The 24,856-nt window shown below is 58.8% G+C and carries 18 protein-coding genes; 10 read left to right on the top strand and 8 right to left on the bottom strand.

Annotated elements, in window-relative coordinates; all coding sequences use genetic code 11:
- The first annotated feature begins 70 nt into the window (after positions 1-70).
- The gene (locus tag PAB09_RS02930) at positions 71-1,252 is read left to right on the top strand and encodes a D-alanyl-D-alanine carboxypeptidase family protein (RefSeq protein WP_271035249.1); all 1,182 of its coding nucleotides are present in this window, start codon (positions 71-73) and stop codon (positions 1,250-1,252) included.
- Between the two features lie 131 nt (positions 1,253-1,383).
- Here the strand turns inward: PAB09_RS02930 and yhjD are convergent, their stop codons facing one another.
- The 5 genes from yhjD to PAB09_RS02905 all read right to left on the bottom strand — a co-directional run bounded on the left by yhjD (position 1,384) and on the right by PAB09_RS02905 (position 6,380).
- Positions 1,384-2,457: an inner membrane protein YhjD gene (yhjD, locus tag PAB09_RS02925; RefSeq protein ID WP_271034587.1), complete on the bottom strand. Its 1,074-nt coding sequence runs from the start codon at positions 2,455-2,457 to the stop codon at positions 1,384-1,386.
- A gap of 828 nt (positions 2,458-3,285) precedes the next feature.
- A complete protein-coding gene (gene trpS / locus PAB09_RS02920; protein ID WP_271034586.1) occupies positions 3,286-4,308 on the bottom strand; it encodes a tryptophan--tRNA ligase in 1,023 nt (340 codons plus the stop codon).
- Positions 4,309-4,608: 300 nt separating this feature from the next.
- Positions 4,609-4,788 carry a hypothetical protein gene (locus PAB09_RS02915; RefSeq protein ID WP_271034585.1) on the bottom strand — a complete coding sequence of 60 codons (180 nt, stop codon included), beginning with the start codon at positions 4,786-4,788 and terminating at the stop codon, positions 4,609-4,611.
- A 224-nt stretch (positions 4,789-5,012) separates the two neighbouring features.
- Positions 5,013-5,912: an exodeoxyribonuclease III gene (locus tag PAB09_RS02910; protein ID WP_271034584.1), complete on the bottom strand. Its 900-nt coding sequence runs from the start codon at positions 5,910-5,912 to the stop codon at positions 5,013-5,015.
- A 186-nt stretch (positions 5,913-6,098) separates the two neighbouring features.
- Complete coding sequence (locus PAB09_RS02905) at positions 6,099-6,380, bottom strand: hypothetical protein (protein ID WP_271035412.1); 282 nt, start codon at positions 6,378-6,380, stop codon at positions 6,099-6,101.
- Between PAB09_RS02905 and PAB09_RS02900 the strand changes: the two genes are divergently transcribed.
- The 5 genes from PAB09_RS02900 (at position 6,307) to PAB09_RS02880 (ending at position 15,734) form a co-directional block, all read left to right on the top strand.
- Positions 6,307-7,473 carry an MFS transporter gene (locus PAB09_RS02900; RefSeq protein WP_442873696.1) on the top strand — a complete coding sequence of 389 codons (1,167 nt, stop codon included), beginning with the start codon at positions 6,307-6,309 and terminating at the stop codon, positions 7,471-7,473. The genes PAB09_RS02905 and PAB09_RS02900 overlap by 74 nt on opposite strands.
- A 295-nt stretch (positions 7,474-7,768) precedes the next feature.
- Positions 7,769-9,985, top strand: a complete 2,217-nt coding sequence (locus PAB09_RS02895; RefSeq protein ID WP_271034583.1) for an NADP-dependent isocitrate dehydrogenase — start codon at positions 7,769-7,771, stop codon at positions 9,983-9,985.
- A 469-nt stretch (positions 9,986-10,454) separates the two neighbouring features.
- Positions 10,455-11,771 (top strand): O-acetylhomoserine/O-acetylserine sulfhydrylase, encoded by a 1,317-nt coding sequence (locus PAB09_RS02890; RefSeq protein WP_271034582.1) that lies wholly within the window; start codon positions 10,455-10,457, stop codon positions 11,769-11,771.
- 293 nt (positions 11,772-12,064) lie between these two features.
- Positions 12,065-13,165, top strand: coding sequence for a homoserine O-acetyltransferase MetX (gene metX / locus PAB09_RS02885; protein WP_271034581.1), 1,101 nt, complete (start codon positions 12,065-12,067; stop codon positions 13,163-13,165).
- 1,033 nt (positions 13,166-14,198) lie between these two features.
- The gene (locus tag PAB09_RS02880; RefSeq protein WP_271034580.1) at positions 14,199-15,734 is read left to right on the top strand and encodes an HNH endonuclease signature motif containing protein; all 1,536 of its coding nucleotides are present in this window, start codon (positions 14,199-14,201) and stop codon (positions 15,732-15,734) included.
- Positions 15,735-16,534: 800 nt separating this feature from the next.
- Here the strand turns inward: PAB09_RS02880 and PAB09_RS02875 are convergent.
- Together PAB09_RS02875 and PAB09_RS02870 are read right to left on the bottom strand one after the other, a co-directional pair.
- Complete coding sequence (locus PAB09_RS02875; RefSeq protein ID WP_271034579.1) at positions 16,535-16,819, bottom strand: DUF3017 domain-containing protein; 285 nt, start codon at positions 16,817-16,819, stop codon at positions 16,535-16,537.
- 49 nt (positions 16,820-16,868) lie between these two features.
- Positions 16,869-17,720, bottom strand: coding sequence for a bifunctional methylenetetrahydrofolate dehydrogenase/methenyltetrahydrofolate cyclohydrolase (locus tag PAB09_RS02870; RefSeq protein ID WP_271034578.1), 852 nt, complete (start codon positions 17,718-17,720; stop codon positions 16,869-16,871).
- A gap of 84 nt (positions 17,721-17,804) precedes the next feature.
- Between PAB09_RS02870 and PAB09_RS02865 the strand changes: the two genes are divergently transcribed.
- Positions 17,805-18,272: a tRNA (cytidine(34)-2'-O)-methyltransferase gene (locus PAB09_RS02865; protein ID WP_271034577.1), complete on the top strand. Its 468-nt coding sequence runs from the start codon at positions 17,805-17,807 to the stop codon at positions 18,270-18,272.
- 78 nt (positions 18,273-18,350) lie between these two features.
- Here the strand turns inward: PAB09_RS02865 and PAB09_RS02860 are convergent, their stop codons facing one another.
- On the bottom strand, positions 18,351-21,635 hold the full coding sequence (locus PAB09_RS02860; protein ID WP_271034576.1) for an error-prone DNA polymerase: 3,285 nt from the start codon (positions 21,633-21,635) through the stop codon (positions 18,351-18,353).
- 252 nt (positions 21,636-21,887) lie between these two features.
- Between PAB09_RS02860 and PAB09_RS02855 the strand changes: the two genes are divergently transcribed.
- The 3 genes from PAB09_RS02855 (at position 21,888) to PAB09_RS02845 (ending at position 24,715) form a co-directional block, all read left to right on the top strand.
- Positions 21,888-22,787 carry a MetQ/NlpA family ABC transporter substrate-binding protein gene (locus PAB09_RS02855; protein ID WP_271034575.1) on the top strand — a complete coding sequence of 300 codons (900 nt, stop codon included), beginning with the start codon at positions 21,888-21,890 and terminating at the stop codon, positions 22,785-22,787.
- 231 nt (positions 22,788-23,018) lie between these two features.
- Entirely contained in the window at positions 23,019-24,041 is a 1,023-nt protein-coding gene (locus tag PAB09_RS02850; protein ID WP_271034574.1) for a methionine ABC transporter ATP-binding protein, read from the top strand.
- The gene (locus tag PAB09_RS02845; protein ID WP_271034573.1) at positions 24,038-24,715 is read left to right on the top strand and encodes a methionine ABC transporter permease; all 678 of its coding nucleotides are present in this window, start codon (positions 24,038-24,040) and stop codon (positions 24,713-24,715) included. The genes PAB09_RS02850 and PAB09_RS02845 overlap by 4 nt, the downstream gene beginning before the upstream one ends.
- Positions 24,716-24,856: the final 141 nt, after the last annotated feature.

Raw genomic sequence — 24,856 nt, 5'->3', positions numbered from 1 at the left:
AGCAACCGCTGCGGCCTTGCCTGCGGTAACAGTAGGCGTAACGAACGCGCCACTATCATCCACCGCCCCAATTTATGCCGTCGCTCATGCCGATCCGGCACCCCGAACCACAGCACCCGATACCTCACAGTGTCCGCAGGCCACCTACCCACCGGAAGCTGAGACAACCTCGGAGGCGCTTACCCCAGGACAAGTAGCCCCTACTCCCCCACCAACGGTAGTCAACGAGTACGGAAGCTGTGACATCACGGCACCCGCCGACTACGTGGTTCCTGCAAACACCGCTGCGGCATGGATGGTCTTCGACATAGACACCGGCGACGTCATCTCAACGAAGGACCCACACGGTCGCTATCGGCCAGCAAGTGTCATCAAGGTGCTCCTTGCCATGGTCGCCCTTAACGAGCTCACTTTGTCCGACACCTACGTGGCGACGGCCGAAGATCAAAACCAAGAAGGCTCAGCCGTGGGTATTCGCGAAGGATTGACCTATACCAATGAACAGTTGCTATATGGTTTGCTGCTCAACTCCGGAAATGATGCAGCTCATGCCTTGGCCACGGAGCTTGGAGGCGACGAGGTTGCGCTGGAAAAGGTTCGAGCCCTAGCCCACTCGCTTGGAGCAGTCGACACGTTCGTCGCCTCCTACAGCGGCCTCGACGCTCCAGGAATGATGACATCCGCCCGTGACCTAGCGGTGTTTTACTCCGCCGCGTGGGAAAACGAAACCTTTGCCCGCATGCTTGCCACCGAAAAGGTCACCTTCCCCGGACCAAGCCAAGAAGAAACCTATGAAGTATGGAACGACAATGGGTTGTTTATGAACGATCCCGACGGCATTGGTGGCAAGACCGGCTACACCGATGACGCCCACCATACCTTCGTCGGTGCAAAGGATATCGGTGGCCGAAGATTAGCCGCAGTCATCCTCGACACCACCATCGATGATGGGCGCGCCTGGAAACAGGCTCAAGCACTTATCGAGGCCGCCTACGCCTCTCAAGGAGCTATTGGCAACCTCAGAGGACGTGATGTCAGCGCGCACCCCGGCGAAGCCACTAGTGGTAATGACGCCACCGAACTACCCACCGCAATGAATGTGGCTGATGAACGTGCGGAGGATGGCGGTGGGAAAAATCTAAGCGCAGGGGTTTTCCTTCTCGCCGCCATCGTTGGGATTGTCGGGGTTGTTCTTTTGGCCGGTGGGGCTCGACAGTCCCGTAAACACCACGGCAAACACCAAAAGTCCTAGGCGATTCCCACCGGCAGTATTGCGTCGTGAAGCTACGAATAGCTCTGAAAAAGGTGCCAGCGAAAGGCGACCACCATGCAGACCGTCGGAAAGCAAAAAGATAAACCTGCCGTGATCAATCGCTCCGCTGGCTAGCGCCGCCACAGCGAGACGACCGCGCCCACCAAGGCTCCCACTCCCACCACCGGCAACAAACCTGACTTTTCCCGACGACGCGGCGGCTGCTGACCGCGCACATTGATCACCGCCGGAGGTGGCGCGGGCTGAGTTGCGATCGCCAAGGATTCCTCAGTGGTTGCCGCCCAGGCAGAGCACATCAACGTAATCCGCCACACGATGTAGAACAGCACCATGATGCCGATGATCGGGCCGAATGTGACACCGGCCGGGTTTTGCAACGCCGAGGAAAAAAACATCGAACCAATTTGCTTGAGAATCTCAAAGGCAAAAGCACCGATCACCGCAGCCTGTAGACCCGAGCGAAGTGGCACCTGCCCGCGCGGAAGGGATGAGAGCATCCACCAAAACATCACGAAATTGGCCAGCAAGCCCACAACGACCGCCACGACAAAAGTCATGACCGAAATCCCGGGAACATGATCAAGATTGACCAGCTCGATCAATCGCCACGTCAACCCCGAACTGCCCACGGCGGTCACGGCAAATGCCACTACGAGCACGACAAACAAACCAATCAGCACGCCCAAATCCTTGAGCTTGGTCAGGAAAAGATTATTGCCAATGGCGGGGTACATCCACATCTTCGATACGCCGTAGCGCAAGTTGTTGATCCACCCCAGTCCCGACCATAAGGCAGTGAGTCCACCGATTCCTGCAACGGTGCCGGCCTGATCAATCGCCGTGTCGATGACCGTGTTGATGGTCTCGGCCAAGGCATCATCGACGCTGGAGGAGATTTGGGACTGAATGTATTCCAACAACTCCGGGCGCGAAGCCAAGACCATCGCAGCCACCGCGAACACCAGCATGAGAAGGGGAAACAGCGACAACACAGAAAAATAGGTGATGCCGGCGGCGTATTGGTCGCCGCCTCGTTGCTTATAGCGATCCCAGGCACGCATCACATGATCGAACCAAGGATGTTTCATCCGAAATAGCTCCATCTTGGTGGGGGAATCGGATGTAGCCCTTTCGATGCCGAACTCGTCCATTCGCCAAGGCTGAGGGGACGTTGTGGTAGCCACGTAAGATCTCCTTGTCTGGTTGGTGGAGCAAGACTGGACTGCATCGAACCCGCAAAAACAGGAAAGGCAACCAAACCTTGGGTGTCTTCACCCATTTCGTCCTCGCTCAAAGGTGAAAGATGCCGGGATTTCTTCATTGCGCCGTATTCATCGAATCGCTCTAGCCGAGAATGGTTCCTGGCAATTTCAGCGCTGGGTATGCTTCACTGATGCGTCGAACACGACATGAGAACGAAAGTTACCAACCTGATTGCGCGCCACGCCTCTTTGCCTTTTCGACTGTGGGGTACGATTTATGCACCAGGGTGCAACGCCGAAAGACAAGTAGCGTCCCCACAGATCGAAGCAAAACAAGACCACGATTCGTTCCAAGTTGCTCTATTCCAGCGTAGGCAAAATTGGCTGAAGAGCCGAATCTATTTCTTATTCCACTCTTATTTAGCTGACCTCACAGCTTTACACCCCAAACCCATGCCCTTGAGTGAACGGCAATTACTGCTAGCTCAACCCAACGCCGGTTCGCGTAAGAATCCCCCGACTGACCACCTGCTTTATCAGGCATATCCTTTTATGGAGGCCCAAACTTTTGAGGATTACCAAGACTAAAAGGCTCAAGCACCCCTGCATCTTCACAGGGGTAGGCATTGGGGGTAATCGAAGGGGGTAAGCATTGGAGGGGTGGCGTAAGCCTTTGCACGTTTACTGGCCACGCGCTGCGATCCGGACCAACTGGTGAAGCATTGGGCGCACGAAGGCGCGAAAAACCGCCGGCGTCTTCTATACGTAATGAAGCAACGCAGAGAAAACACCGGCGGGAAGGAAAGCCCTTTAGCGCTTCGGGGGCAAGAAACCAACGCGCTCGTAAACGTCGGCAAGCGTACGAGAGGCGACCTCGCGGGCGCGCTCGGCACCCTTGGCGAGCACGTTTTCAAGCTCGGCACGGTCGGACATGTACATGTCGTACTTTTGCTTCAACGGGGTGACAAAAGCCTCGAGCGCGTCGGCGGTGTCTGTCTTAAGCGCACCGTAACCGACGCCGGCGTAGCCGTCGACAAGCGAATCAATGCTCTTGCCGGTCAGCGCGGACTGGATGACCAGAAGGTTGGACACGCCCGGCTTGTTTTCCTTGTCATAACGGATCTCGCCGTCATTGTCGGTCACGGCGGATTTGATGCGCTTGGCCGAGACCTTGGGATCATCGAGCAAGCTGATCAGTCCTTTGGGATTATCGGTGGACTTGCTCATCTTTGAGGTCGGCTCTTGCAGGTCGTAGATCTTGGCAGCGCCCTGCGGGATAAAGCCTTCCGGGACGACGAAGGTCTTCTTGTAGCGGGAATTGAAGCGCTCGGCGAGGGTGCGGGTAAGCTCAAGGTGCTGACGCTGATCCTCCCCCACCGGCACCAGCTGCGGACGGTAGAGCAAGATATCAGCGGCCATCAGCATGGGGTAGGCAAACAGGCCCGCGGAGGTGCGGTCGGCACCCCGCTTGGCCGACTTGTCCTTGAACTGGGTCATGCGGCTGGCCTCACCGAAACCGGTCAGACACGTCAGTACCCATCCCAGCTCGGCGTGTTCGGGCACGTGCGACTGAACGAACAAGGTGGATCGCTCCGGGTCGATACCCAGCGCTAGCAGCTGGGCGGCGCCGCCGATGGTACGGGCGCGCAGCTCCTTCGGGTCTTGGTCGACGGTGATGGCATGCAGGTCCGGGATGAAGTAGAAAGCATCAAAGGTATCTTGCAGATCAATCCACTGCTTCAGGGCTCCAAGGTAATTGCCAAGGTGGTAGGAGTCCGCGGTGGGTTGGATGCCAGAGAGGACGCGTTGCTTCTTTTCCGTCGTGTCAGTCATAGTTGCTTAGTCTAGCCGTTGGATCTAGCGGTACCGCCTAGCAGTGCCGTCAGTACCGATAGTGCAAACGCAGCCGCCCCGATGATTTGACGTATGCACGAGGGCGCGCCCTTGATGGCAACATCGTTATGCTTGCCGACGTTCACCGCGGGCCGCACACCGACGACTGCCCGTGATAGGGCGTTATCCACGCCCGCGCTATGCCAGGCTGCGAACGTCGGAAAGCACCAATGCAACGAAAGGCGATAAGGATATGAAAAAAGGCCAGAGCCCTTTCGGACTCTGGCCTATCGGTCACAACTACTGCATGCGTGGCTTCTCGCCGAACAGCTCTACCAAAGCTCCCAGCAGCGAGGCGCCGCCCAAGGCCATGACCAGTGCGCCGATGATTGCCTTGACGTCGTGATCACCCAGCAGCAGGAAAGAAACTGCAACCAGTACGACACCCAAAATGAGGAGGATCATTCCCTTAACACGCATGCATTGCTCCTAAGAAAGATGGGGCAGGCCACTTACACCTACCGTGCCGACTCCGCAGACTTTCGTCGGCAATTGATGAACCGGCCTCAATATACCCGATTTTTCTCGGAAATTTAAACAAAAGTGGACATTGTGGGGGTCTCCCGCCCATTGAGGGGCTCTCAAGGCAAGCGGCAGTGCCACCGCGCTGTGTCCGCGCTGTATCCACACAGTCTCCGGTGGCGTTAGTTGTAGACGACGGTGACCGGGGCGTGATCACTCCAGCGCATGTCGTGGCCTGAGACCTTGTCCACCCACGTCTGTTGCGCACGAGCCAGAAGTTGGGCGGTGACCGCCTGGTAGTCGATGCGCCACCCGGCATTGTTGGCAAAGGCTTGACCGCGATAGGTCCACCATGTGTAGATCTCTGATTCCGGTTCCAGCCGGCGCACCGCATCGAACCACTTCGGGTCGGCGGCTTGCACACGGCGCTTGTCGCTTGAGTAGGCTACGGCCCCGGCCCAGGCCCCACCGTCTTTGGGCTGAGCTTTCTCATCGGGAAAGGATCCGAAGACGGCATCCATGAACTCCCGCTCATCGGGTAAGAATCCGGACTTGGTGCGGTTGGTCTTATAATTCTTCAGGTCCTGCTCCCGGTGGCAAATATTCCAGTCCCCGCCGATGACCATTTGTTGTTGCTTGGATCCTTCGACTTCTAGATAATTCTCGAAAGAATCCAAGAAGGCGTACTTTTCATCCTGCTTGTCCGTGCCCGCGCTTCCCGACGGCAGGTACAGCGAAGCCACCACGACCGGTTGGCCGTGGTCATCGTAGGTACCTGCGATGAAGCGCCCCGAGTCTTCGAAACCATCAATGCCGATCGTGACGCCGGTAAGCGGGGTGCGCGACAAGATTCCGACCCCGGCGCGCCCCTTGGCCGCAGCGGGGGCGCCGACATAGTGCCAGCCGGCATCGAGTGCTGGCGCGAGCGCTGCTAGCGAGTCCTTCTCGCTGGCGCGGACTTCTTGCAGCAAGACGATGTCCGATCCGGAGGCCTGCAGCCACGGCAAGAAACCTACGTTGTGCTCGCTGCGTTGCTTGACAGCAGCGCGGATTCCATTGACGTTCACGGTCGTAATTTGCATGGGTTCATAGTAGAGGCATCGTCATTACCAATAGAAACCCCGTGTCCTTTTCGCGTCCTTTTCATTCCTAAAGCGACCGATCATTTCGAGGTCTCTGCGTTTGCACGATGTTGTTTGCACGACTTTCGGGGTCTGAATGCTAAGACCGAACGCTAACACTGAATGCTTAAGCGGTGAGACGGATTTTTACAGGCCTAGCACCCTGCGACTAGGGTGGGCACTCGTGCCAAAAATGACCCCTAGTTTTGAAAACGACTCACATTCAGCCCCCAACGAAGGTGCGAACTTAACCCGCCCCGGTTCAAACTCGGTTTCGGCGCCGACAGGTTTTGCCGCCAAAAGGCGCCCGATTCCGCGCCAGACGGAAATTTCCAATTCCCGGCGGGTGATCACGATGATCGCTCTTGCCTTGGGCGGGTTCGGCATCGGGATAACGGAATTCGTCTCAATGGGATTGTTGTCGCTCATCGCCAAAGACTTCGCCATCACCGAGGATGTCGCAGGACATGTCATTACCTCCTATGCCTTGGGGGTTGTCATTGGCGCACCGCTGATTGCGGCACTGACCGGGCGCATACCGCGCCGTCGGCTTTTGCTGATCCTTATGGCGGCGTTTACCGTCGGTAATGGCTTGAGTGTTTTCGCCAATTCTTATGGGCTCTTGCTGGGGGCGCGCTTTATCGCCGGTATTCCCCATGGGGCGTATTTCTCCGTGTCGGGGCTCGCGGTGGCCTCGATGGCCCCGGCTGGGCAGCGTGGCCGGGCGATGGCCTTCGTCGGCATGGGTTTGCCGCTGGCGACGGTCGTCGGTGTGCCCGTGGCTCAGGCGCTGGGTCAGCATGTGGGCTGGCACGCGGCGTATGTTTTGGTGGCCGCCATCGGGCTGATCACGCTGGTGTCGCTGTGTTTTCTTATGCCTCATATGTCGTTGATGGCCCCTACTTCCCCACTGACGGAACTGGGCGCGCTCACCAAGGTGCAGGTGTGGTTGTCGCTGGCGATTGGCGCGGTGGGATTTGGAGGCATGTTTGCCGTCTATACCTATATTTCGTGGACGATGACTGAGCGTGCCGGTTTAAGCGCGGATTACATGTGGCTGGTGTTGATGTCGTACGGAGTGGGCATGGTGGCTGGAAACTGGGTGGGTGGCCGTTTGTCGGACTGGAACCTGGAGTTGGGGATCTGTGCGGCCTTGTGCGCCATCGTGATCACGTTGGTTTCTTTCTACTTCACCTCCTCGCATCCGATTCCAGCGTTAATCAATTTCGGGCTCATCGGCGCTTCGGGGTCTACTTTGGTGCCTTCCCTACAGATACGACTCATGGATGTGGCCGGGCGGGCGCAGACGTTGGCGGCTGCACTTAATCATTCGGCGCTGAATATCGCCAACGCCTCCGGTGCGGCCTTGGGTGGTGTCGTTATCGCGGCCGGTTTCGGGTACGCCGCCCCGGCGCTGGCTGGCGCGGCCCTAGGCAGCATTGCGATTGCAGTGTGGGCGGTTGCTTTTGCTTTACGACGACCACCGCGCGCACGCACCAAGGTCATTTCATCGCAGCGGTAATAGACGTAGCGTCTTTACGCATAGCAACCTCTGGCCGTCGCAAAGCAAGAAAGCGACAGGAAAGATCCCGACCGAGGTATGACAGGCACCCACCCGGGATTTCATGCAGGCGCCACGGCCGGCCGTCTGAGAGGACAGAAACGGCTCAAAATAGGACAAGCGTACTGTTTTACCCCCATTACCCGCGCCCCCAAACGGCTGCATAAAGGGGGTTTTCGCATGACCATGCGGGTTTTACCCTCAATAGGCGGTATTCTAGACAGTTGTACTTGAAGCGAATTTGTTGAGGAGACTCATGGCAAAGATCATTTGGACTCGCACCGACGAGGCCCCACTACTTGCTACCTACTCCCTCAAGCCAGTCGTCGAGGCATTCGCCTCCACCGCTGGTATCGAGGTCGAGACCCGCGATATTTCCCTCGCCGGTCGTATCCTGTCTCAGTTCCCGGACTACCTCACCGAGGAGCAGAAGGTCGCCGACGCTCTTGCAGAGCTCGGTGCACTGGCCAAGACTCCTGAGGCCAACATCATCAAGCTGCCTAACATCTCGGCATCCGTCCCACAGCTGAAGGCCGCCATCGCCGAGCTGCAGTCCCAGGGCTACAAGCTCCCGGATTACCCGGATGCACCGGCCACCGATGAGGAAAAGGACGTTCGCGCCCGCTACGACGCAGTCAAGGGCTCTGCCGTCAACCCGGTTCTGCGCGAGGGCAACTCTGACCGCCGCGCACCGATCGCCGTGAAGAACTTCGCCAAGAAGAACCCGCACCGCATGGGCGCCTGGTCTGCCGACTCCAAGACCAACGTCGCCACCATGACCGCTGGCGACTTCCGTCACAACGAGAAGTCCGTCATCATGCCGGCCGCCGACACCTTGACCTTCAAGCTGGTCAAGGCCGACGGTACCGAGGAGATCCTCAAGGACGGCCTGAAGGTTCTCGAGGGTGAGGTCATCGACGGCACCTACATGTCTGCCAAGGCACTCGATGAGTTCCTGGCTGCTCAGGTCACCCGCGCCGCTGCCGAGGGCGTGTTGTTCTCCGCCCACCTCAAGGCCACCATGATGAAGGTCTCCGACCCGATCATCTTCGGTCACGTCGTGCGCGCCTTCTTCGATAAGACCTTCGCCGCCTACGGCGAGCAGCTGCTGGCCGCCGGCCTCAACGGCGAAAACGGCCTGGGTGCCATCCTGGCCGGCCTCGACGCGCTCGACAACGGCGCGGAGATCAAGGCTTCCTTCGAGGCCGAGCTTGCCGAGGGCCCGGCCGTTGCCATGGTCAACTCCGACAAGGGCATCACCAACCTGCACGTTCCTTCCGACGTCATCGTCGACGCCTCCATGCCGGCTATGATCCGTACCTCCGGCCACATGTGGAACGCCGCAGGCGAGGAGCAAGACACCCTGGCCGTGCTGCCGGATTCCTCCTACGCAGGCATCTACCAGGCCGTCATCGACGACTGCAAGGCCAACGGCGCTTTCGACCCGGCCACCATGGGCACCGTCCCGAACGTCGGTCTGATGGCACAGAAGGCCGAGGAGTACGGCTCCCACGACAAGACCTTCAAGGTGCCGTCCGACGGTACCTTGAAGGTCGTCAACTCCGCCGGCGAGGTGCTCATCGAGCACGACGTCGAGGCTGGCGACATCTGGCGCGCCTGCCAGACCAAGGACGCCCCGATTCAGGATTGGGTCAAGCTGGCTGTCAACCGTGCTCGCCTGTCCGGCATGAAGACCATCTTCTGGCTGGACCCGGAGCGCGCCCATGACCGCAACATCCGCTCCCTGGTGGAGAAGTACCTGGGCGACCACGACACCACCGGCCTGGACATCGAGATCATGTCCCCGGTCGAGGCCACCAAGGTCTCCATCGAGCGCATCCGCCGCGGCGAGGACACCATCTCCGTCACCGGCAACGTGCTGCGTGACTACAACACCGACCTGTTCCCGATCCTGGAGCTTGGCACCTCTGCCAAGATGCTGTCCATCGTTCCGCTGATGGCGGGCGGCGGTCTGTTCGAGACCGGTGCCGGCGGTTCCGCGCCGAAGCACGTCCAGCAGGTGGAGCAGGAAAACCACCTGCGTTGGGACTCCCTGGGCGAGTTCTTGGCGTTGGCCGAGTCCCTGCGCCACATCGCCAACACCGAGGACGCGCCGGCCGCAGCCGTGCTTGCCGACGCCCTCGATGCCGCCACCGAGCGCCTGCTCGACGAGAACCTCTCCCCGTCCCGCAAGGTGGGCGAGATCGACAACCGCGGCTCCCACTTCTTCCTCACCAAGTTCTGGGCCGAGGAACTGGCCAAGCAGACCACCGACGCCGCGCTGGCCGAGGTCTTTGCCCCGGTTGCCGCGGCACTGGATGAGAAGTCCGAGGAGATCGCCGCAGGCCTGATTTCTAACCAGGGTGCACCCGCCGATCTGGGTGGCTACTATGCACCGAATGAAGCAAAGGTCACCGCGGTCATGCGCCCGGTCGCTGCCTTCAACGAGATCATTGATGGCCTGAAGAAGTAGTGTAAGCACCTTCCTTACGCATAGACCTCCCGCCACCCCGCGCGATAAGCCGGGGTTGGCGGGAGGTTTCTTTTCGTCAGCGCGCAGGTCGCGCGGTGCTATCGGTAATGACGGCACGCATTCCCCGGCAACGCGAAAGCAAGAAAGTGGACGTTGCAGTTTGCAGCGGTGGACGTCGGCAAGCATAAGCGTGTATCGCCAGCGCTCCCGCGTGCCTCGTTGCTTTCCGACGCCTACCGGCGGGCAGGTCTTACGCGAAACAGACCGCTCTGAATGGGTGATGAATATAATTACCTACCGTATTTACCTGCCCTTTTAAAGAAATATAGACCGCTTGGTTTACATGTCTCGAAATTGAGGACTAACGTGCATTCATGACGCAAGGCACGACGCACACCGGCTCTTGACCACTCTATTGCCGATGCTAGCCGCCACCCTTGTCAAGAATTTTCACGAAAGGTAAAAAGAAATGACCACCAAGTACGATAACTCCGGTGCAGCCGACTGGGCACTGGCCACCCGTTCCATCCACGCAGGTCAGAGCCTCGATGGAACCCTTAACGCCCGCAACCTTCCGATCTATCAGACGTCTTCTTATGTTTTCGATTCCGCAGAGCACGCCGAAGCCCGCTTTGCGCTTCAAGACGCCGGCCCGGTGTACTCGCGCCTGACCAACCCAACCACCGAGGTCCTCGAAAACCGCATCGCCTCCCTCGAAGGCGGCGTCCACGCCGTCGCTTTCGCATCCGGCCAGGCCGCTGAGACCGCAGCCATTCTCAATCTCGCCGGCGCCGGCGATCACATCGTTACCTCCCCGCGCCTTTACGGCGGCACCGAAACCCTGTTCCAGGTCACCCTCGCACGTTTGGGCATCGAGGTCACCTTCGTCGAGGACCCCGACGATCTCGATTCTTGGCAAGCAGCCGTCAAGCCGAACACCAAGGCTTTCTATGCAGAGACCTTCGCCAACCCTCAGGCCGATGTCCTCGACATCCCGGCGGTTGCCGAAGTCGCCCACCGCAACAATGCTCCGCTGATCGTGGACAACACCATCGCCACCGCAGCACTCGTGCGCCCCCTAGAGCTCGGCGCCGATATCGTCGTAGCCTCCCTGACCAAGTTCTACACCGGAAATGGCTCCGGCATCGGCGGTATCCTCGTCGACGGTGGCACCTTCGACTGGACCGTCGAGCGCGACGGCAAGCCGCTGTTCCCTTACTTCGTCACCCCGGACCCGGCTTACCACGGTCTGAAGTACGCCGATCTCGGCCCCGCCGCCTTCGGCCTCAAGGCCCGCGTTGGTCTGCTGCGCGACACCGGTGCAACCCTGTCCCCGTTCAACGCATGGGTCACCGTCCAAGGCCTCGATACCTTGAGCCTGCGCGTAGTTCGCCACAACGAAAATGCCGCCAAGGTCGCCGAATTCCTCGACGCCAGCGACAAGGTAGCCAAGGTCAACTACGCAGGCCTTGAATCCTCCCCATGGTATGCAACCAAGCAGAAGCTGGGTCTGGACTACACCGGCTCGGTGTTGTCCTTCGACGTCGTCGGCGGCAAGGATGAGGCCTGGCGCTTTATCGACGCCCTCAAGCTGCACTCCAACCTGGCCAACATTGGCGACGTACGCTCGCTGGTGGTGCACCCGGCCTCCACCACCCACTCGCAGTCCGATGAGCACGGACTTGAGCGTGCCGGCATCACGCAGTCCACCATTCGTCTATCCGTGGGTATTGAGGACATCAACGATATCCTCGCCGACCTGCAGCGCGGTCTAGACGCCATTTAAGTACCGCTAGTACCACCCGGCTGTGGGTGGCTTCGGTTAGCCCCGTCTGTACGTATAGTCGGACGGGGCTTGCTTGCACCCCATGAGTCGCAAGTAGGTAATTCAGGGAAGACGTCCGGGAAAAGGGCGAGACGTGCATGGAAGCCTGTGGGCGTCGGAAAGCAAACGAAACACCGCGCAAGGAAAGCGAAACAAGACGTACTACCTCAACGCAGAAGGTCCTCGAAATAGACTAGACCGAGCGGTACAGGTAGGATGTTGAGCATTTGAAACAACGGGAGGGACAACCGTCAATGGACACTTCTGGAGCGCTCAGCACGGTCTCTATCGGCGACTTCACCACCGAGGCCGGCGCCACGATCTCGAACGTCACCATCGCCTACCAGGCCTGGGGCGAGCTCAAAGACGACAACGTCATTCTCATCGAACATGCCTTGACCGGTGATTCCAACGCAGCCGAATGGTGGTCGGGAGTAATCGGGCCAGGCCTGGCGCTCGACACCGATGTCTACTGCATTGTTTGCACCAACGTGCTCGGTGGCTGCAAGGGTTCGACGGGGCCGAGTTCTATCAGTACTGACGGTGCTGCTTATGGCTCCCGCTTCCCTGCTATCTCCATCCGCGACCAGGTCGATGCCGAATGGGCTTTCCTCCACGCCATCGGCATCACGCACCTTCACGCTGTCATAGGCGGCTCCATGGGTGGTGCCCGCACACTTGAATGGGCACTCAAGTACCCAGACATGCTCGACGCCGCCTTCGTCATCGCCGTCTCTGCCCGCGCTTCGGCATGGCAAATCGGCATCCAAACAGCCCAAATTTCGGCCATCGAGCGCGACCCGCATTGGAATGGGGGCGATTACTACGATTCCCAACCACCGACCGAAGGGCTCGCCGCTGCACGCCGCATTGCGCATCTGACCTACCGCGGTGAACTAGAAATCGATGAACGCTTCGGGACCCAAGCACAAGCCGGGGAGAATCCACTTGGCCCCTTCCGCAGCAACAAGCAGCGTTTCGCAGTACAAAGCTACCTTGATTATCAGGGATACAAACTCACGGAGCGTTTCGACGCCGGCTCCTATGTCACGCTTACCGAGGCGCTCAATCGCCACGATATTGGCCGTGGTCGAGGCGGGTTGAACAAAGCCCTGGCTTCCTGCAAGGTGCCTACGATGGTCGCTGGCGTAGATACGGACATTCTTTACCCTTACCACCAGCAAGAGCACCTTTCTCGTAATATTGGAAACCTCCTCGCGATGGCGAAAATCTCCTCCCCGGTCGGCCACGATGCGTTCCTTACAGAGGCGCGGCAGATGGACCGCATTATTCGCCACTTTTTGACGTTGGCTAGTGGTACTGACGCCGCCGACACTATTGAGTTCTCCATATAGCCGGCCCGGCAGGCAATCGTCACCGATATTTCCGCCGGAAATTCTCAGGTGCGTTCCTTGACTCTTTGGCAAGTTGTCACCGCCGCGCCATGATCCGTAAGAAGCGAATCGGGTCAGGGGCACACGCGCCACTAGCCTCCGGATCAACAAAAGGCAGGACTAAACCCGTGGAGGGCTTATTGGGAAACGACGAAGCGAACGCGCCTGACGATACAGCGCGAGCGATGACAGCCGTCTATCATTTTTTAACGCAACCCACTTGCAGCCACAAGTATTTTAGGCAAGAGGACCTCCGGTTGTCGAGGAATCCTCGACTCAAGTCGAGCCCATTATGCTTGTCGTAAAATTGGAGTCTTTTCCTGCCATTGAGCAACACCAAGACCGGGTTCCTCTGAAGTAGTCAAAAGATGCGCACATTCCCCTTGCCCGGCAGATCTGTGCTCCATGGGGGGATTCCACGACTGTTAGTTGCTAACCCCCTTGCGGGATTTTTAACCGATGGCGTAAACGACTGGCCTCGCCTTCCGAAAAGGTGGAGTTTTTCAGCTATCTATCGCCCCCTCGCGTATCTACCGCCCTTCGTGCCAGTAGGCGCAGTAGTGGTTCGACCGTGTGGTTGCCATGTGTCAGTGCATCGAAGATTGCCCCCTCAATAGCGCTAAGCCTCGAGAACGACTCACCTATCCCTATTCGCTTCGTCGAAGTCCGGTTTTCCGCCAAACCCAATCACCCTACCCCCGTATTCGAAAATTTGTTCCCTTTGGATCATTGGGGAACCGAAAACAGTATTGTCTCGTCTTTTATCAGCAGTGACCAACCCACGGCGCTCATCTTGGGGCGTCCTCCAGCGGTTTCTTTCGGCGGCGTTGTCACTTGCATTGTCACCGAAGTCAACGACGAGCACCGGCGCATCGCGAAGACACAACGGTGACTAGGCGGTAATGCTTGGCAGTAGGAGGCAGCCCTTAGCACCGCGTCAAGCGTGATGAGCAAAGACTGCGGAAGTAGACGAACAAACAGAAAGGTTTCACCTATGGATTCCCACCACCCCCGCCAGGACATCGACCACGCTATTTTCACCCCCAATTCCCCTGAATCAGGTCAGCACCCAGGACGCTGCCCCGACGATAGCTCCCGCGCAGATAATCTCGATTCAGCCCAAGCTAAAAACACAACAACCCAGGACAACACAGATCCGCGCCACTCACCCACCCCGCGCCCGTCCCCGGCCAGGTCACAGCCGGAAAAGGGAGGAGCACACGCGGAGGTGCCCACGGATCTTCAAGAAAACCCTCCTGTCAACCAGGCTCAAGCTACCGTGGATAACTATCGGCACCTCGATGGTGGCGACCGCTTTTCCTCCGACAAGATGGAGACCAATTACCGCTATGTGCAGCTGTGGGGTTCGTGGCATCCTCCGGAGGAGATGTCCGAGCGCGAACTCCTTTCCTACCTCAGCGCGGCCCGCGGAGAGTCCTTAGGCGAGGCTCGCGATCATCTCCGCGTGAGCACCATGCTGCGCGCGTTCCCACAATTGCATGCTTTGGCGTTGCAACTGAAGCATTTGTGCCCAACACGGTTACGGGCAATTGAGAAGCAGGTGTGCGGCGTCCGCGACGTCGATAAGCGCAAAACGCTCGACGCCATGCTAGTTGAATTTTTCACGCCCACCGTACCCAATGAGGTCTTGCCGCAAGCACAGACGATCACAAAAAGGGTGCGTGAAATGGTGCTTCAGGTCGATCCTGGAGCCGTCGCACAGAAGAAGGACATGGCCAAGCGCACTGCCAGTGTGCGTCGCGGCGAGCCCGGTTTTACCCGTTTTAGCTTCCATCTGCCCGACGATGAGGCCCGTGAGGTGCGCGCATTCATGGACACGTCGCTGCACCGGATTACCACTCAAGAGCACGCTCGTGCGCGAGCAGAAAACCGCACACCAGCCAAACTTGATCTGGCAGATTCCTTGCTGGCCGGCATCCGCTCACATTCGAAAATCAAGGTCGTACACAACACGTTTACCCGCGACGGCGTGCTATTTCTCAATGGCGTCGGCCCGCTTGACGACGACCAGGCCGCCCGTTTTCGCGAGGCAGCAATTGAACGCACCCTTGACGTTGACGCCTCCGTCGACGCCTACCAGGTCCCGGAACGCATGCGTACTACCGTTGAGCTTTACGACGGCCACTGTCGCTTCCCCAACTGCGACGCACCCGCGATCTACTGCGAGATGGATCACCGCGTCGAGTATAACCTCGGCGGCAAGACCGAGGTCAGCAACCTATTTTGCCTGTGCAAATATCACCACAACTTAAAAACCGAACAAAATTTCCATTACGCCCACCTGGGCGAGCGCGTCCTCGAATGGCATTTCAAAGATGGCACCACGGTGACCACCTTTCCCAATGGGCCAGCTGCCCCGCGTCGTTTCACTGGCAAGTCAGTTAACAAAGTTTACGCCGATCGCGCCGAACGTCGACGCGCATCCAACCGTGCTTCCTCAGCGCACCCATCGGCGCATGAGAAAAACAGGACGTCAGCGCCGGGCGATTTGCCGCCTGATGCCGCCTGACTTGCGCCCTGCTTCAAGAATGGCGGATACCCATCGGGGCCCAGAAACCACGCCATTTTGAGGTAACCCCCGGGGCGACTGCGACGGTATTTAACGCTTATTCCGCACCCTTAAGCACCGCCCTAGGACAATCTGCTCACTGTCTGCCAAGTCACGACTGCCCCTGCGTGGGATGCTGTCCAGCGGGGACGGGAGGGTTTTCGCGCCTGCATCTTTTTAAGAAAATGACGCTACAAGGACCGCTCAGGATGAATCCTCAGCACAGTCCTACGGGCGCCAGGGACAGCGTGCGGCAACGGGTATCTAGGCTTCGCAAAAGGACAAGGACACCTAGGCGATCCAAACGGCGATAAGGCCTAAGGCATACGAATGGCAGGTGCTTTGCGAAGAATGAATTGTCTTTCCTTAGCTTCAAAGAAGCATCAAGGAGCCTCGGGAGGAAACCAAATCAAAAAGGGCACAGCAAAGACCGGGTAAGGCTCTCGCTATTGGAAGAGGCGAAAGGCGCCCACTCAACTCCCAAAAGTACTGCCATCGAAGATGCGAAAATCTAGGCGGAAATAGTTGGGTAGCGATTACCCAAGTTGCTCAACAACGCGTGCCTTGCAGAATCGTTTGTAGCGGCGCGGTGGCACCACTTCGGTGGCATCCACTCGTTCCACAGCCTTCAATCGGCAAGTCCTCCGTACACCTGCGACAACCTGACACCCGTCTGTGCATTCGGCACAGGCGGGTATTAGTGCTGTGGTGAATGGGTATGTTGGTAAATGGGCTACCCAGAGGGTTTGCTGTCGGTACGGTCAGCTCCCCAATGGGTCTACCGAGGCTGCGAGGAAGACGATGGCAGCACCCATAACTCCAGTAAACGCCGTGTCAAAGTTGCGGGAACGGACAGACAGTACTCCTAGCGTTTTCGAATCACAGGTCCAGCGCACGATCGACAGCCACAGCAAAGCCATGCCAAGTACGAACGTTGCACGTCGCCAGTGCTCCGTGAACGCAAACACGGTTGAGATCCCCATCGACATAACAAACAGTGCCATCATCGCCCACTGCGCCCGCTGCGGCAGCTTCGATGGTGACAAGTTTCGGTCGTGAGGGTTATCCAACGCCGCCTTTGGAAGGTTCGCCGCTTTATCCAAGAGTTTGCTCGGCGCGTTCAACAACGTTGCGCACCAAGAAGGCGCGTGTCAGCGGGCCCACGCCACCGGGGTTCGGGGACACGTACCCCGCGACGTCCCACACGTCGGGGTGTACATCGCCGACAAGTTTGCCGTCGACACGCGAAACTCCGACATCCAGGATGGCTGCGCCCGGTTTGACCATGTCGGCGGTGAGCATGTGGCCCTTGCCAGCGGCAGCGACAATGACGTCCGCTTGTAGGGTCTCTGCCTTGAGATCCTTGGTGCCCGTGTGGCAAAGGGTGACGGTTGCATTTTCAGAACGCCGGGTGAGCATCAATCCGATGGGGCGCCCGACAGTCACGCCTCGACCAATCACTACAACTTTCTTTCCATCGAGCTCGACGCCAAAACGGCGCAGCAAGTGGATGGCACCGTTTGGTGTGCACGGTAGGGGGGCAGGCTCGTTGAGGACCAGCTTGCCGAGGTTGACTGGGTGCAAGCCATCGGCGTCCTTGGACGGATCGATGCGTTCGAGCACAGCATTTTCATCGAGGTGTTTTGGCAGCGGAAGCTGAACGATGTATCCGGTGCATTCCGGATCGGCATTGAGCTCGTCAATGACCTTGTGCAGTTCTTCCTGGGTGATATCGCCAGGAAGATCCTTACGAATGGAACGCACGCCGATCTGTTCACAGTCGCGGTGCTTCATCTTTACATAGGAGTGGCTTGCTGGGTCGTCGCCCACGAGAACGGTGGCAAGCCCAGGGACGATTCCTTTTTCCTTCAAATTGGCAACTCGGGTGGCAAGATCAGCAAAGATCTCATCCCGATACAGATTTCCGTCCAGTTTGATCGCAGTCATAGGTGACATTATTCCACTATCCGTAATGACGTTGCGCATCCCTCGTCACCTCAGCCCACAACTTCCCGTCTTAGAATCGACTCCATGTCCATCCTCCACGTGATTTTCGACCAGCCCGTCATCCCGCCGAATACCGGCAATGCCATCCGGATGTGTGCAGGTACCGGTGCGCACCTCCACCTCGCCGGCCCTTTGGGTTTTAACTTGGAGGAAAAGAATTTGCGTCGCGCCGGCCTGGACTATCACGACCTCGCTGAGGTCACCGTCCACGACAATCTCGACGCTTGCCTTGCTGTTATCCCTGGTCGCGTGTTTGCTTTTACGGCCCACTCGTCCACTTTTTATACTGAGTTTGAATACCAAGCAGGTGACGCGCTTCTTTTTGGTACGGAGCCTACCGGCCTCGATGACCATGCACTCCATCATCCTCGGATCACCGAGCAGTTGCGCATTCCTATGTTGGCCGGCCGGCGCTCGATGAATCTGTCTAACGCCGCGGCAGTCGCTACCTATGAGGCTTGGCGCCAGCTGGGATTTCCCGGCGCGGTTTAGCCGATTCTTCCGGCACTTTAATTCTTACCGGTATCCCTTTGCCCATATGCTTCCGCTGGTTCGGACAGACAGGCCTTGTCATCGGAAGTCACGCGAGCCTTGGCTTGTTCCTTGTGCAAGCCACTTCGCGATTGGCAGCGGGTCCAGACGATCCGCCTCGACCTGTGCTACCCCGTTGGCGTTGCGTACTATTCCGCGCACAAGCAGCGACTTGGCGGTGCGAGCAAGCTTTTTTTGCCGGTTCCATAGTCCGACAGAGACAACGATATTGATGAGGCCGGTTTCGTCTTCCATGCCGAAAAACGTCACGCCGCTGGCGGTGGCTGGGCGTTGGCGGTGAGTCACAACGCCTGCAACGTAGACCCGCGACCCATCGGGCACCTCACGTAGCTCCGCGCCCGTGAGTATCCCGCGTCCGCGTAGCCCTGCCCGAAGCCGCGCCATGGGATGCGTATCGTGTGTGACCCCGGTGGCAGCAATGTCGGTGACCATAAGCTCAAATGCGTTCATTCCGGGAAGTGTCGGTGCCTTCACTACCGATAGTCCCGGCAACATGTTGGCATGTTCGGTCGCGGCCACACCGGCTTGCCATAATGCTTGCCGACGATCAACGCCGAAGCACTCAAGCGCACCCGCGCGCGCCAAAGCCTCGACATGGTTGACGCTAAGGCCTGCCCGTCGTGCAAGATCCCCGATATCCGTATAAGGCTGGCCTTCGACGATCGCCTCGAGGTTGCCTAGCCCCTTGACGAGGTTGAGCCCCAACCGGATCGCACCGTTTTCGATGGTGGCCTCGACCTGTGACACGTTGACGTCGATCGGCAAAACCTCAACCCCGTGTCGCCTGGCGTCGGCAAGCAACGACTGTGGGGAATAAAACCCCATCGGTTGAGCACGCAGTAAACCAACGCAAAACTGGGCCGGATAATGCAGCTTAAACCACGCGGAAAAAAAGACCAGTGACGCAAACGACTGCGAATGAGACTCCGGGAAACCGTAGGCGGCAAATGCCACAATCTTGTTCCACAGCGCATCGGCGACTTGTCCCTCGATATCGTTGGAGCGCAGCCCGGCGTAGAAGCGTTCACGCAGGGCCGCCATCTTGCGTGCCGAACGCTTCGAGCCCATCGCACGGCGCAGCTCATCGGCCTCGCCGCCGCTAAACCCGGCCGCGTCGACGGCAATTTGCATGAGCTGTTCCTGAAATAGCGGTACGCCTAGCGTCTTCGCCAACGGCTTTTCTAGCACCGGATGCTCGAAGGTGATCTCCTCCTTTCCGTCACGACGGCGCAAATACGGGTGCACCGACCCACCCTGAATCGGCCCCGGGCGGATGAGTGCAACCTCAATGACGAGGTCGTAAAAGCAGGTGGGCTTGAGCCTTGGCAGCGTATTGAGCTGGGCACGAGACTCTACCTGGAACACTCCGATGGCATCGCCTTTGGACAACATTTCGTAGACCGCCGGTTCCCCCATGTCGAGTTCCCATAGGTTGACCGTGGTACCGGTCTCGGCCACGAGATCGATCATGTGATGCAGCGCCTCGAGCATGCCCAGTCCGAGAAGATCAAACTTCACCAGCCCCGCCGAGGCGCATCCTTCCTTGTCCCATTGGACGACGCTGCGATTTTCCATGCGCGCCCACTCGGTCGGCACAACCTCGGCGATGGGACGGTCGCAGATGACCATGCCGCCAGAATGGATTCCGAGGTGGCGAGGTTGGCCTAGGAACTCCGTGGCGAGCTCGGTAACAGCGCTCGGTGGCTCGTCAAGGCCTTTGGACCACCCGTCGGCAGCCCCTTGCGGGTAGCCCAGTGCCCGGGCGGCATCGCGGATGGCGCCTTTTGTTCTATACGTAATGACGTTAGCGACCTGAGCCGCATTCTCACGCCCGTACCGGCCGTAGACATATTGGATCACCTCCTCCCGCCGCCCAGACTCGATGTCGAGATCGATGTCCGGCGCCCCCTCACGCTCGGGCGACAAGAAGCGCTCGAAGAGCAGCCCCGCGCTGATCGGTTCGGCATTGGTAATCCCCAGCACAAAGCAAACCACGGAATTGGCCGCCGACCCCCGGCCTTGGCAGAGGATATTGGCTTTCTTGGCAAATCCGACGATGTCGTCGACGATGAGGAAATATCCCGGGAAGCCAAGTTTGTCGATGACGGCGAGCTCGTGCTCGGCCTGTGCCCTGGCCTTGGCAGTTACCTCTTTGCTGCGGCTATGGTAGCGGACGTCGAAACGCTGCCATACCAGATGCTCGAGCCAGGTTTGCTCGCTGTATCCTTCGGGCACGTCCCAGTTCGGTAGTTTCGGTACCACTAGTGACAATTCGAAGGCGCATTCCTCGGCGATGTCTACCGTGGCATCGACGAGGTAGTCGCGGTGCCCAAGCTGTCGGGCAATCAGCTCTCCCGGGCGCAGCCAAGACGGCATCGGTGGCAGTTCGGGGTTGGCGTCGGCAAGCGATTGTTGCAGCGCGAGTGCTTGTTTGGCAGCAGCAAGGTGGCTGCCCTGCTTCGTCGCACTTGTTGCCCTAGTGGTAACGATGGCGCGTATACCGTGCTTGGCCCGCGCCGCATCGAGATCGTCGAAGTGATCGGCATCGAGTGGATCCTGCGCAAGCACGTATTCGAGGACCACGTTGGTACCGAAGGCCTCACAAAGTTCGTCCAGATGTGGCAGCCAGGTGTGATCGGCGAGCACGAGCCAGGTTCCGTCGGCGGCTGCGGCTAGTTGTTCCAGCGGCGGGTAGAGTGCGCGATCCTTTTCCCCGCTTGCCATCCGCGCAGCCGATATCGCTCGGCTGAGACGCCGGTACCCTTCCGGCCCGCGGCAAAGCACCGGTAAGATTCCCGCCTCGAGCGTCAGTTCTGCGCCGAAGATCGTCTTGATCGCATTGGTCGGGGCGCAGGGTATCCCGGCGTGTGCCACGTCGTGCATGCTTGCCGACGTCTCCTGCGCGCCGTTGTCCGGACTGTCACCTTGGGGGTTACTGTGCGTGGCGTCATTACCGATAGCAGCTTCAGCGAAGGCGACCGCGCCGTAGAAGCCGTCGCGATCCAGTAGCGCCAAGCCGACGTGCCCGCAAGCTTGCGCTGCTGCCACCATGTCTTCAGGTTCTGAGGCGCCGCGTAAGAAGTGATAGCTTCCTGCCGCGTGGAGTTCACAATATGGCCGGTTCGCATTTATTCGAATATTCCCTCGATCGCCCCCAACGCCGGCACCAGCACTTCCTCTAGCCGGGATATGATCAACGGGGACAAGAGGCGCCGTCGGCTTGCCAGAGAGCACTTTTTCGAGCTTCTTCCAGCTCAATGGCGCCCCCTTGGGGCCGCCAAGATACCCACTACTCCAGTCCATAAGCCCCCATATTAGTACACTAGTTCTATCCCATTTGAAGGAATCTGTAGACTAAGCTGTACATTTAGAACAGACTAGGCTAGGGTTTTCAATTATTAAATGACAGCGCTTATCCGAGCAGCCATGAGAAACACTCTCCACCGCGCCTTGCTAAAAGGTCGCACCGCAGGCATCCGCACGCGAATGACGACCGCACAAGGTGGGAGCTTGTGGGCGTCGGAAAGCACGCATGAAAGGACCTAAAAACATCTCATGAAGCTTCGTCGCACCGTAGCTACCGGCCTGGCCGTATTCTTGGGCGCAACCGGCCTGGTTGCCTGCTCTTCCGACTCCAGCAGCTCCTCTGATTCTTCCGAGGCTGCTTCCGAGACCGTCACCATCCGCCTGGGCACCACGGACTCTACTAAGAAGGCATGGGCAGCCATGGAAGATGCCGCCAAGGAAAACGGCATCGACCTCGAGCTTGTTAACTTCTCCGATTATTCCACCCCGAACCTGGCCTTGTCCCAGGATCAGATCGACGTCAACCAGTTCCAGCACCTGAAGTTCCTGGCAGAATACAACGTCGGCAACAACGACGATCTCATCCCGGTCGGTGCTACCGAGATCGTGCCGTTGGCTTTGTTCTGGAAGGATCACGACTCCATCGACGGCATCGACGGTGAGTCCATCGCCATCCCGAACGATCCTTCCAACCAGGGTCGCGCCATCAACGTGCTCGTCCAGGCCGGCCTGATCACCTTGAAGGAGGAGGCTAAGGGCATGGTCACCCCGGCTCCGGCTGACATCGACGAGGCCGCTTCCAAGGTCACCGTCACCCCGGTTGATGCCGCTCAGACCACCGCCGCCTATGGCGAGGGCACCCCGGCCATCATCAACAACTCCTTCCTCGACCGTGCCGGCATCGACCCGAAGCTGGCCGTGTTCCAGGATGACCCGGATTCCGAGGAGGCCGAGCCATACATCAACGTCTTCGTGGTCAAGGCCGAGGACAAGGACGATCCGACCGTCCCCAAGCTGGTTGAGCTGTGGCACACCCAGGCCGTCCAGGATGCTATCGCCGAGGATTCGAAGGGCACTTCCGTCGAGGTCGAGCGCACCCCGGAGGAGCTGCAGGCCATCCTCGACCGCCTCGAGGAGCAGGCCCAGTAAGCCTGCCTCGCCTCAGTTCGGCTGAGGTCTCACACAAGCCCATGCCCTTGCCGCAGGCAGGATTGCTTGCTCACGCAGGGCGTTTGGCTTTTGCTTTCCGACGCCCACCGGCCTCATACCCGCAGCACCTTTCGCGCCCCGCGCCTGCTTTCACAATTTTCCAAGCTGGCGCGGGGCGTTTAGGCTTGAGACGATCTTTTAGCGTCATCATTACCACTAGAAAGTTATCCAGTGACCGGAACCAAAATCGAGTTCGAAGGCATCACCAAAGTCTTCGACTCCGGAAAAAAGAAAGTCACCGCCCTCGACGGGGTCACCTTAACCGTCGAGCCCGGTGAGATCCTCGGCGTCATCGGCTATTCCGGCGCCGGAAAGTCCACGCTCGTACGCATGATCAACGGGCTAGACACCCCCACCAGCGGTCATCTACGCCTCGACGGCACCGATATCGTCGGCATGTCCGAGCACCAGCTGCGCCAGATCCGCCGCAACATCGGCATGATCTTCCAGCAGTTCAACCTATTTAATTCCCGCACCGCCGCGGGCAACATCGACTATCCGCTCACTCTGGCCGGCATGCCCAAACAACAACGCGCGCAACGCGTGGCCGAGCTGCTCGAGTTCGTCGGTTTGGCCGATCGCGGCCGAAACTATCCCGAGCAGCTTTCCGGTGGCCAGAAACAGCGTGTCGGCATTGCCCGAGCGCTTGCCACCAATCCGGATTTGCTGCTTGCCGACGAAGCCACCTCTGCTCTCGATCCCGAGACCACCCATGAGGTGCTCAACCTGCTTCGCAAGGTCAACAAGGAGCTTGGCATCACCATCGTCGTGATCACCCACGAAATGGAAGTGGTGCGCGCCATCGCCGACAAGGTCGCGGTCATGGAGGACGGAAAGGTCGTTGAGTACGGTAGCACCTTCGAGGTCTTCTCCAACCCACAGACCCGCGTGGCTCAGCGTTTCGTGGCCACAGCCTTGCGCAATACCCCCGATGCCATCGAATCCGAGGATCTCCTAGCCCACGAAGGCCGGTTGTTTACGATCAACCTTACCGAAGACTCCGGATTCTTTAGCGCGGCCGCAGCTGCGCGCGACGCGGGCGCTGAAATCGGCATAGTCCACGGTGGCATCACCACCTTGCAGCGCCACAGCTTCGGCAAGATAACGGTGCGCCTGTCCGGTCCGGATTCGGTCATCGAGGAGTTCTATCAGCACCTCAGCCGCACCACGGAAATTAAGGAGATCGCACGATGACTACTACGATCCTTGCAGCCGATTGGTCACGACTCGGTGACACGTTTACGACCGCCATCATCGACACCTTGGTCATGGTTGCAGTCACCTTGGTCGTCGGCGGTTTCTTCGGCCTCGTCCTTGGCGTTTTGCTCTACACCACCCGCCCCGGCGGGGTGCTTCAGAACAAGCCCATCTATTGGCTGGTTAATTTTCTCGTCAACCTGGTGCGCCCGATCCCGTTTATCATCCTGATCTCGGCGATCGGCCCCGTCACGGTGGCGGTTATCGGCACGCAGATCGGCCGCGAGGCCGCCATGTTCGGCATGTCGATTGCCGCAACCTTTGGTATCGCCCGCATCGTCGAGCAAAACCTCGTCACCATCGACCCCGGCGTCATTGAAGCTGCCCGCGCAATGGGTGCCTCCCCGTGGAAGATCATCACCTCGGTTATCGTCCGCGAGGCCTTAGGCCCGCTCATCCTGGGCTTTACCTTCGCCTTTATCGCCATCGTGGACATGTCGGCGATGGCCGGCTACATCGGTGGCGGCGGACTTGGCGACTTCGCGATTACTTACGGCTACCGCGCCTACGACTGGCAGGTCACCCTGGTAGCCACGGTGGTCATTGTCATCATCGTCCAGTTCGCCCAGAACTTCGGCAACTTCCTGGCCAAGAAGGTCATGCGCCGGTAGAGACCCATTCGCCCATGAAGTCCGCATTCGCTTCCTCGCGCATGCGGACTTTTTTCTCCCCACGCGAGCGATACAAAGGTGGCGGTGGTTCAGCAGCAACCCTCGTATAGCGGCTTTTTGCTGCACAAAAATAAAGCATCG

This window comes from Corynebacterium sp. SCR221107 (assembly GCF_027886475.1).
GTDB lineage: Bacteria > Actinomycetota > Actinomycetes > Mycobacteriales > Mycobacteriaceae > Corynebacterium.
This window is presented reverse-complemented; position numbering and strand designations above follow the sequence as displayed.

Excerpts from the sequence above, each read along its gene's own strand:
- PAB09_RS02915 (WP_271034585.1), bottom strand. The coding sequence starts at position 4,788 with ATGCGTGTTAAGGGAATGATCCTCCTCATTTTGGGTGTCGTACTGGTT.
- PAB09_RS02895 (WP_271034583.1), top strand. The coding sequence starts at position 7,769 with ATGGCAAAGATCATTTGGACTCGCACCGACGAGGCCCCACTACTTGCT.
- PAB09_RS02855 (WP_271034575.1), top strand. The coding sequence starts at position 21,888 with ATGAAGCTTCGTCGCACCGTAGCTACCGGCCTGGCCGTATTCTTGGGC.
- PAB09_RS02870 (WP_271034578.1), bottom strand. The coding sequence starts at position 17,720 with ATGACTGCGATCAAACTGGACGGAAATCTGTATCGGGATGAGATCTTT.
- PAB09_RS02880 (WP_271034580.1), top strand. The coding sequence starts at position 14,199 with ATGGATTCCCACCACCCCCGCCAGGACATCGACCACGCTATTTTCACC.
- PAB09_RS02905 (WP_271035412.1), bottom strand. The coding sequence starts at position 6,380 with ATGAGCGACAACAATCCCATTGAGACGAATTCCGTTATCCCGATGCCG.
- metX (WP_271034581.1), top strand. The coding sequence starts at position 12,065 with ATGGACACTTCTGGAGCGCTCAGCACGGTCTCTATCGGCGACTTCACC.
- PAB09_RS02910 (WP_271034584.1), bottom strand. The coding sequence starts at position 5,912 with ATGCAAATTACGACCGTGAACGTCAATGGAATCCGCGCTGCTGTCAAG.
- PAB09_RS02845 (WP_271034573.1), top strand. The coding sequence starts at position 24,038 with ATGACTACTACGATCCTTGCAGCCGATTGGTCACGACTCGGTGACACG.
- trpS (WP_271034586.1), bottom strand. The coding sequence starts at position 4,308 with ATGACTGACACGACGGAAAAGAAGCAACGCGTCCTCTCTGGCATCCAA.
- PAB09_RS02860 (WP_271034576.1), bottom strand. The coding sequence starts at position 21,635 with ATGGACTGGAGTAGTGGGTATCTTGGCGGCCCCAAGGGGGCGCCATTG.
- PAB09_RS02900 (WP_442873696.1), top strand. The coding sequence starts at position 6,307 with ATGATCGCTCTTGCCTTGGGCGGGTTCGGCATCGGGATAACGGAATTC.
- PAB09_RS02890 (WP_271034582.1), top strand. The coding sequence starts at position 10,455 with ATGACCACCAAGTACGATAACTCCGGTGCAGCCGACTGGGCACTGGCC.
- PAB09_RS02865 (WP_271034577.1), top strand. The coding sequence starts at position 17,805 with ATGTCCATCCTCCACGTGATTTTCGACCAGCCCGTCATCCCGCCGAAT.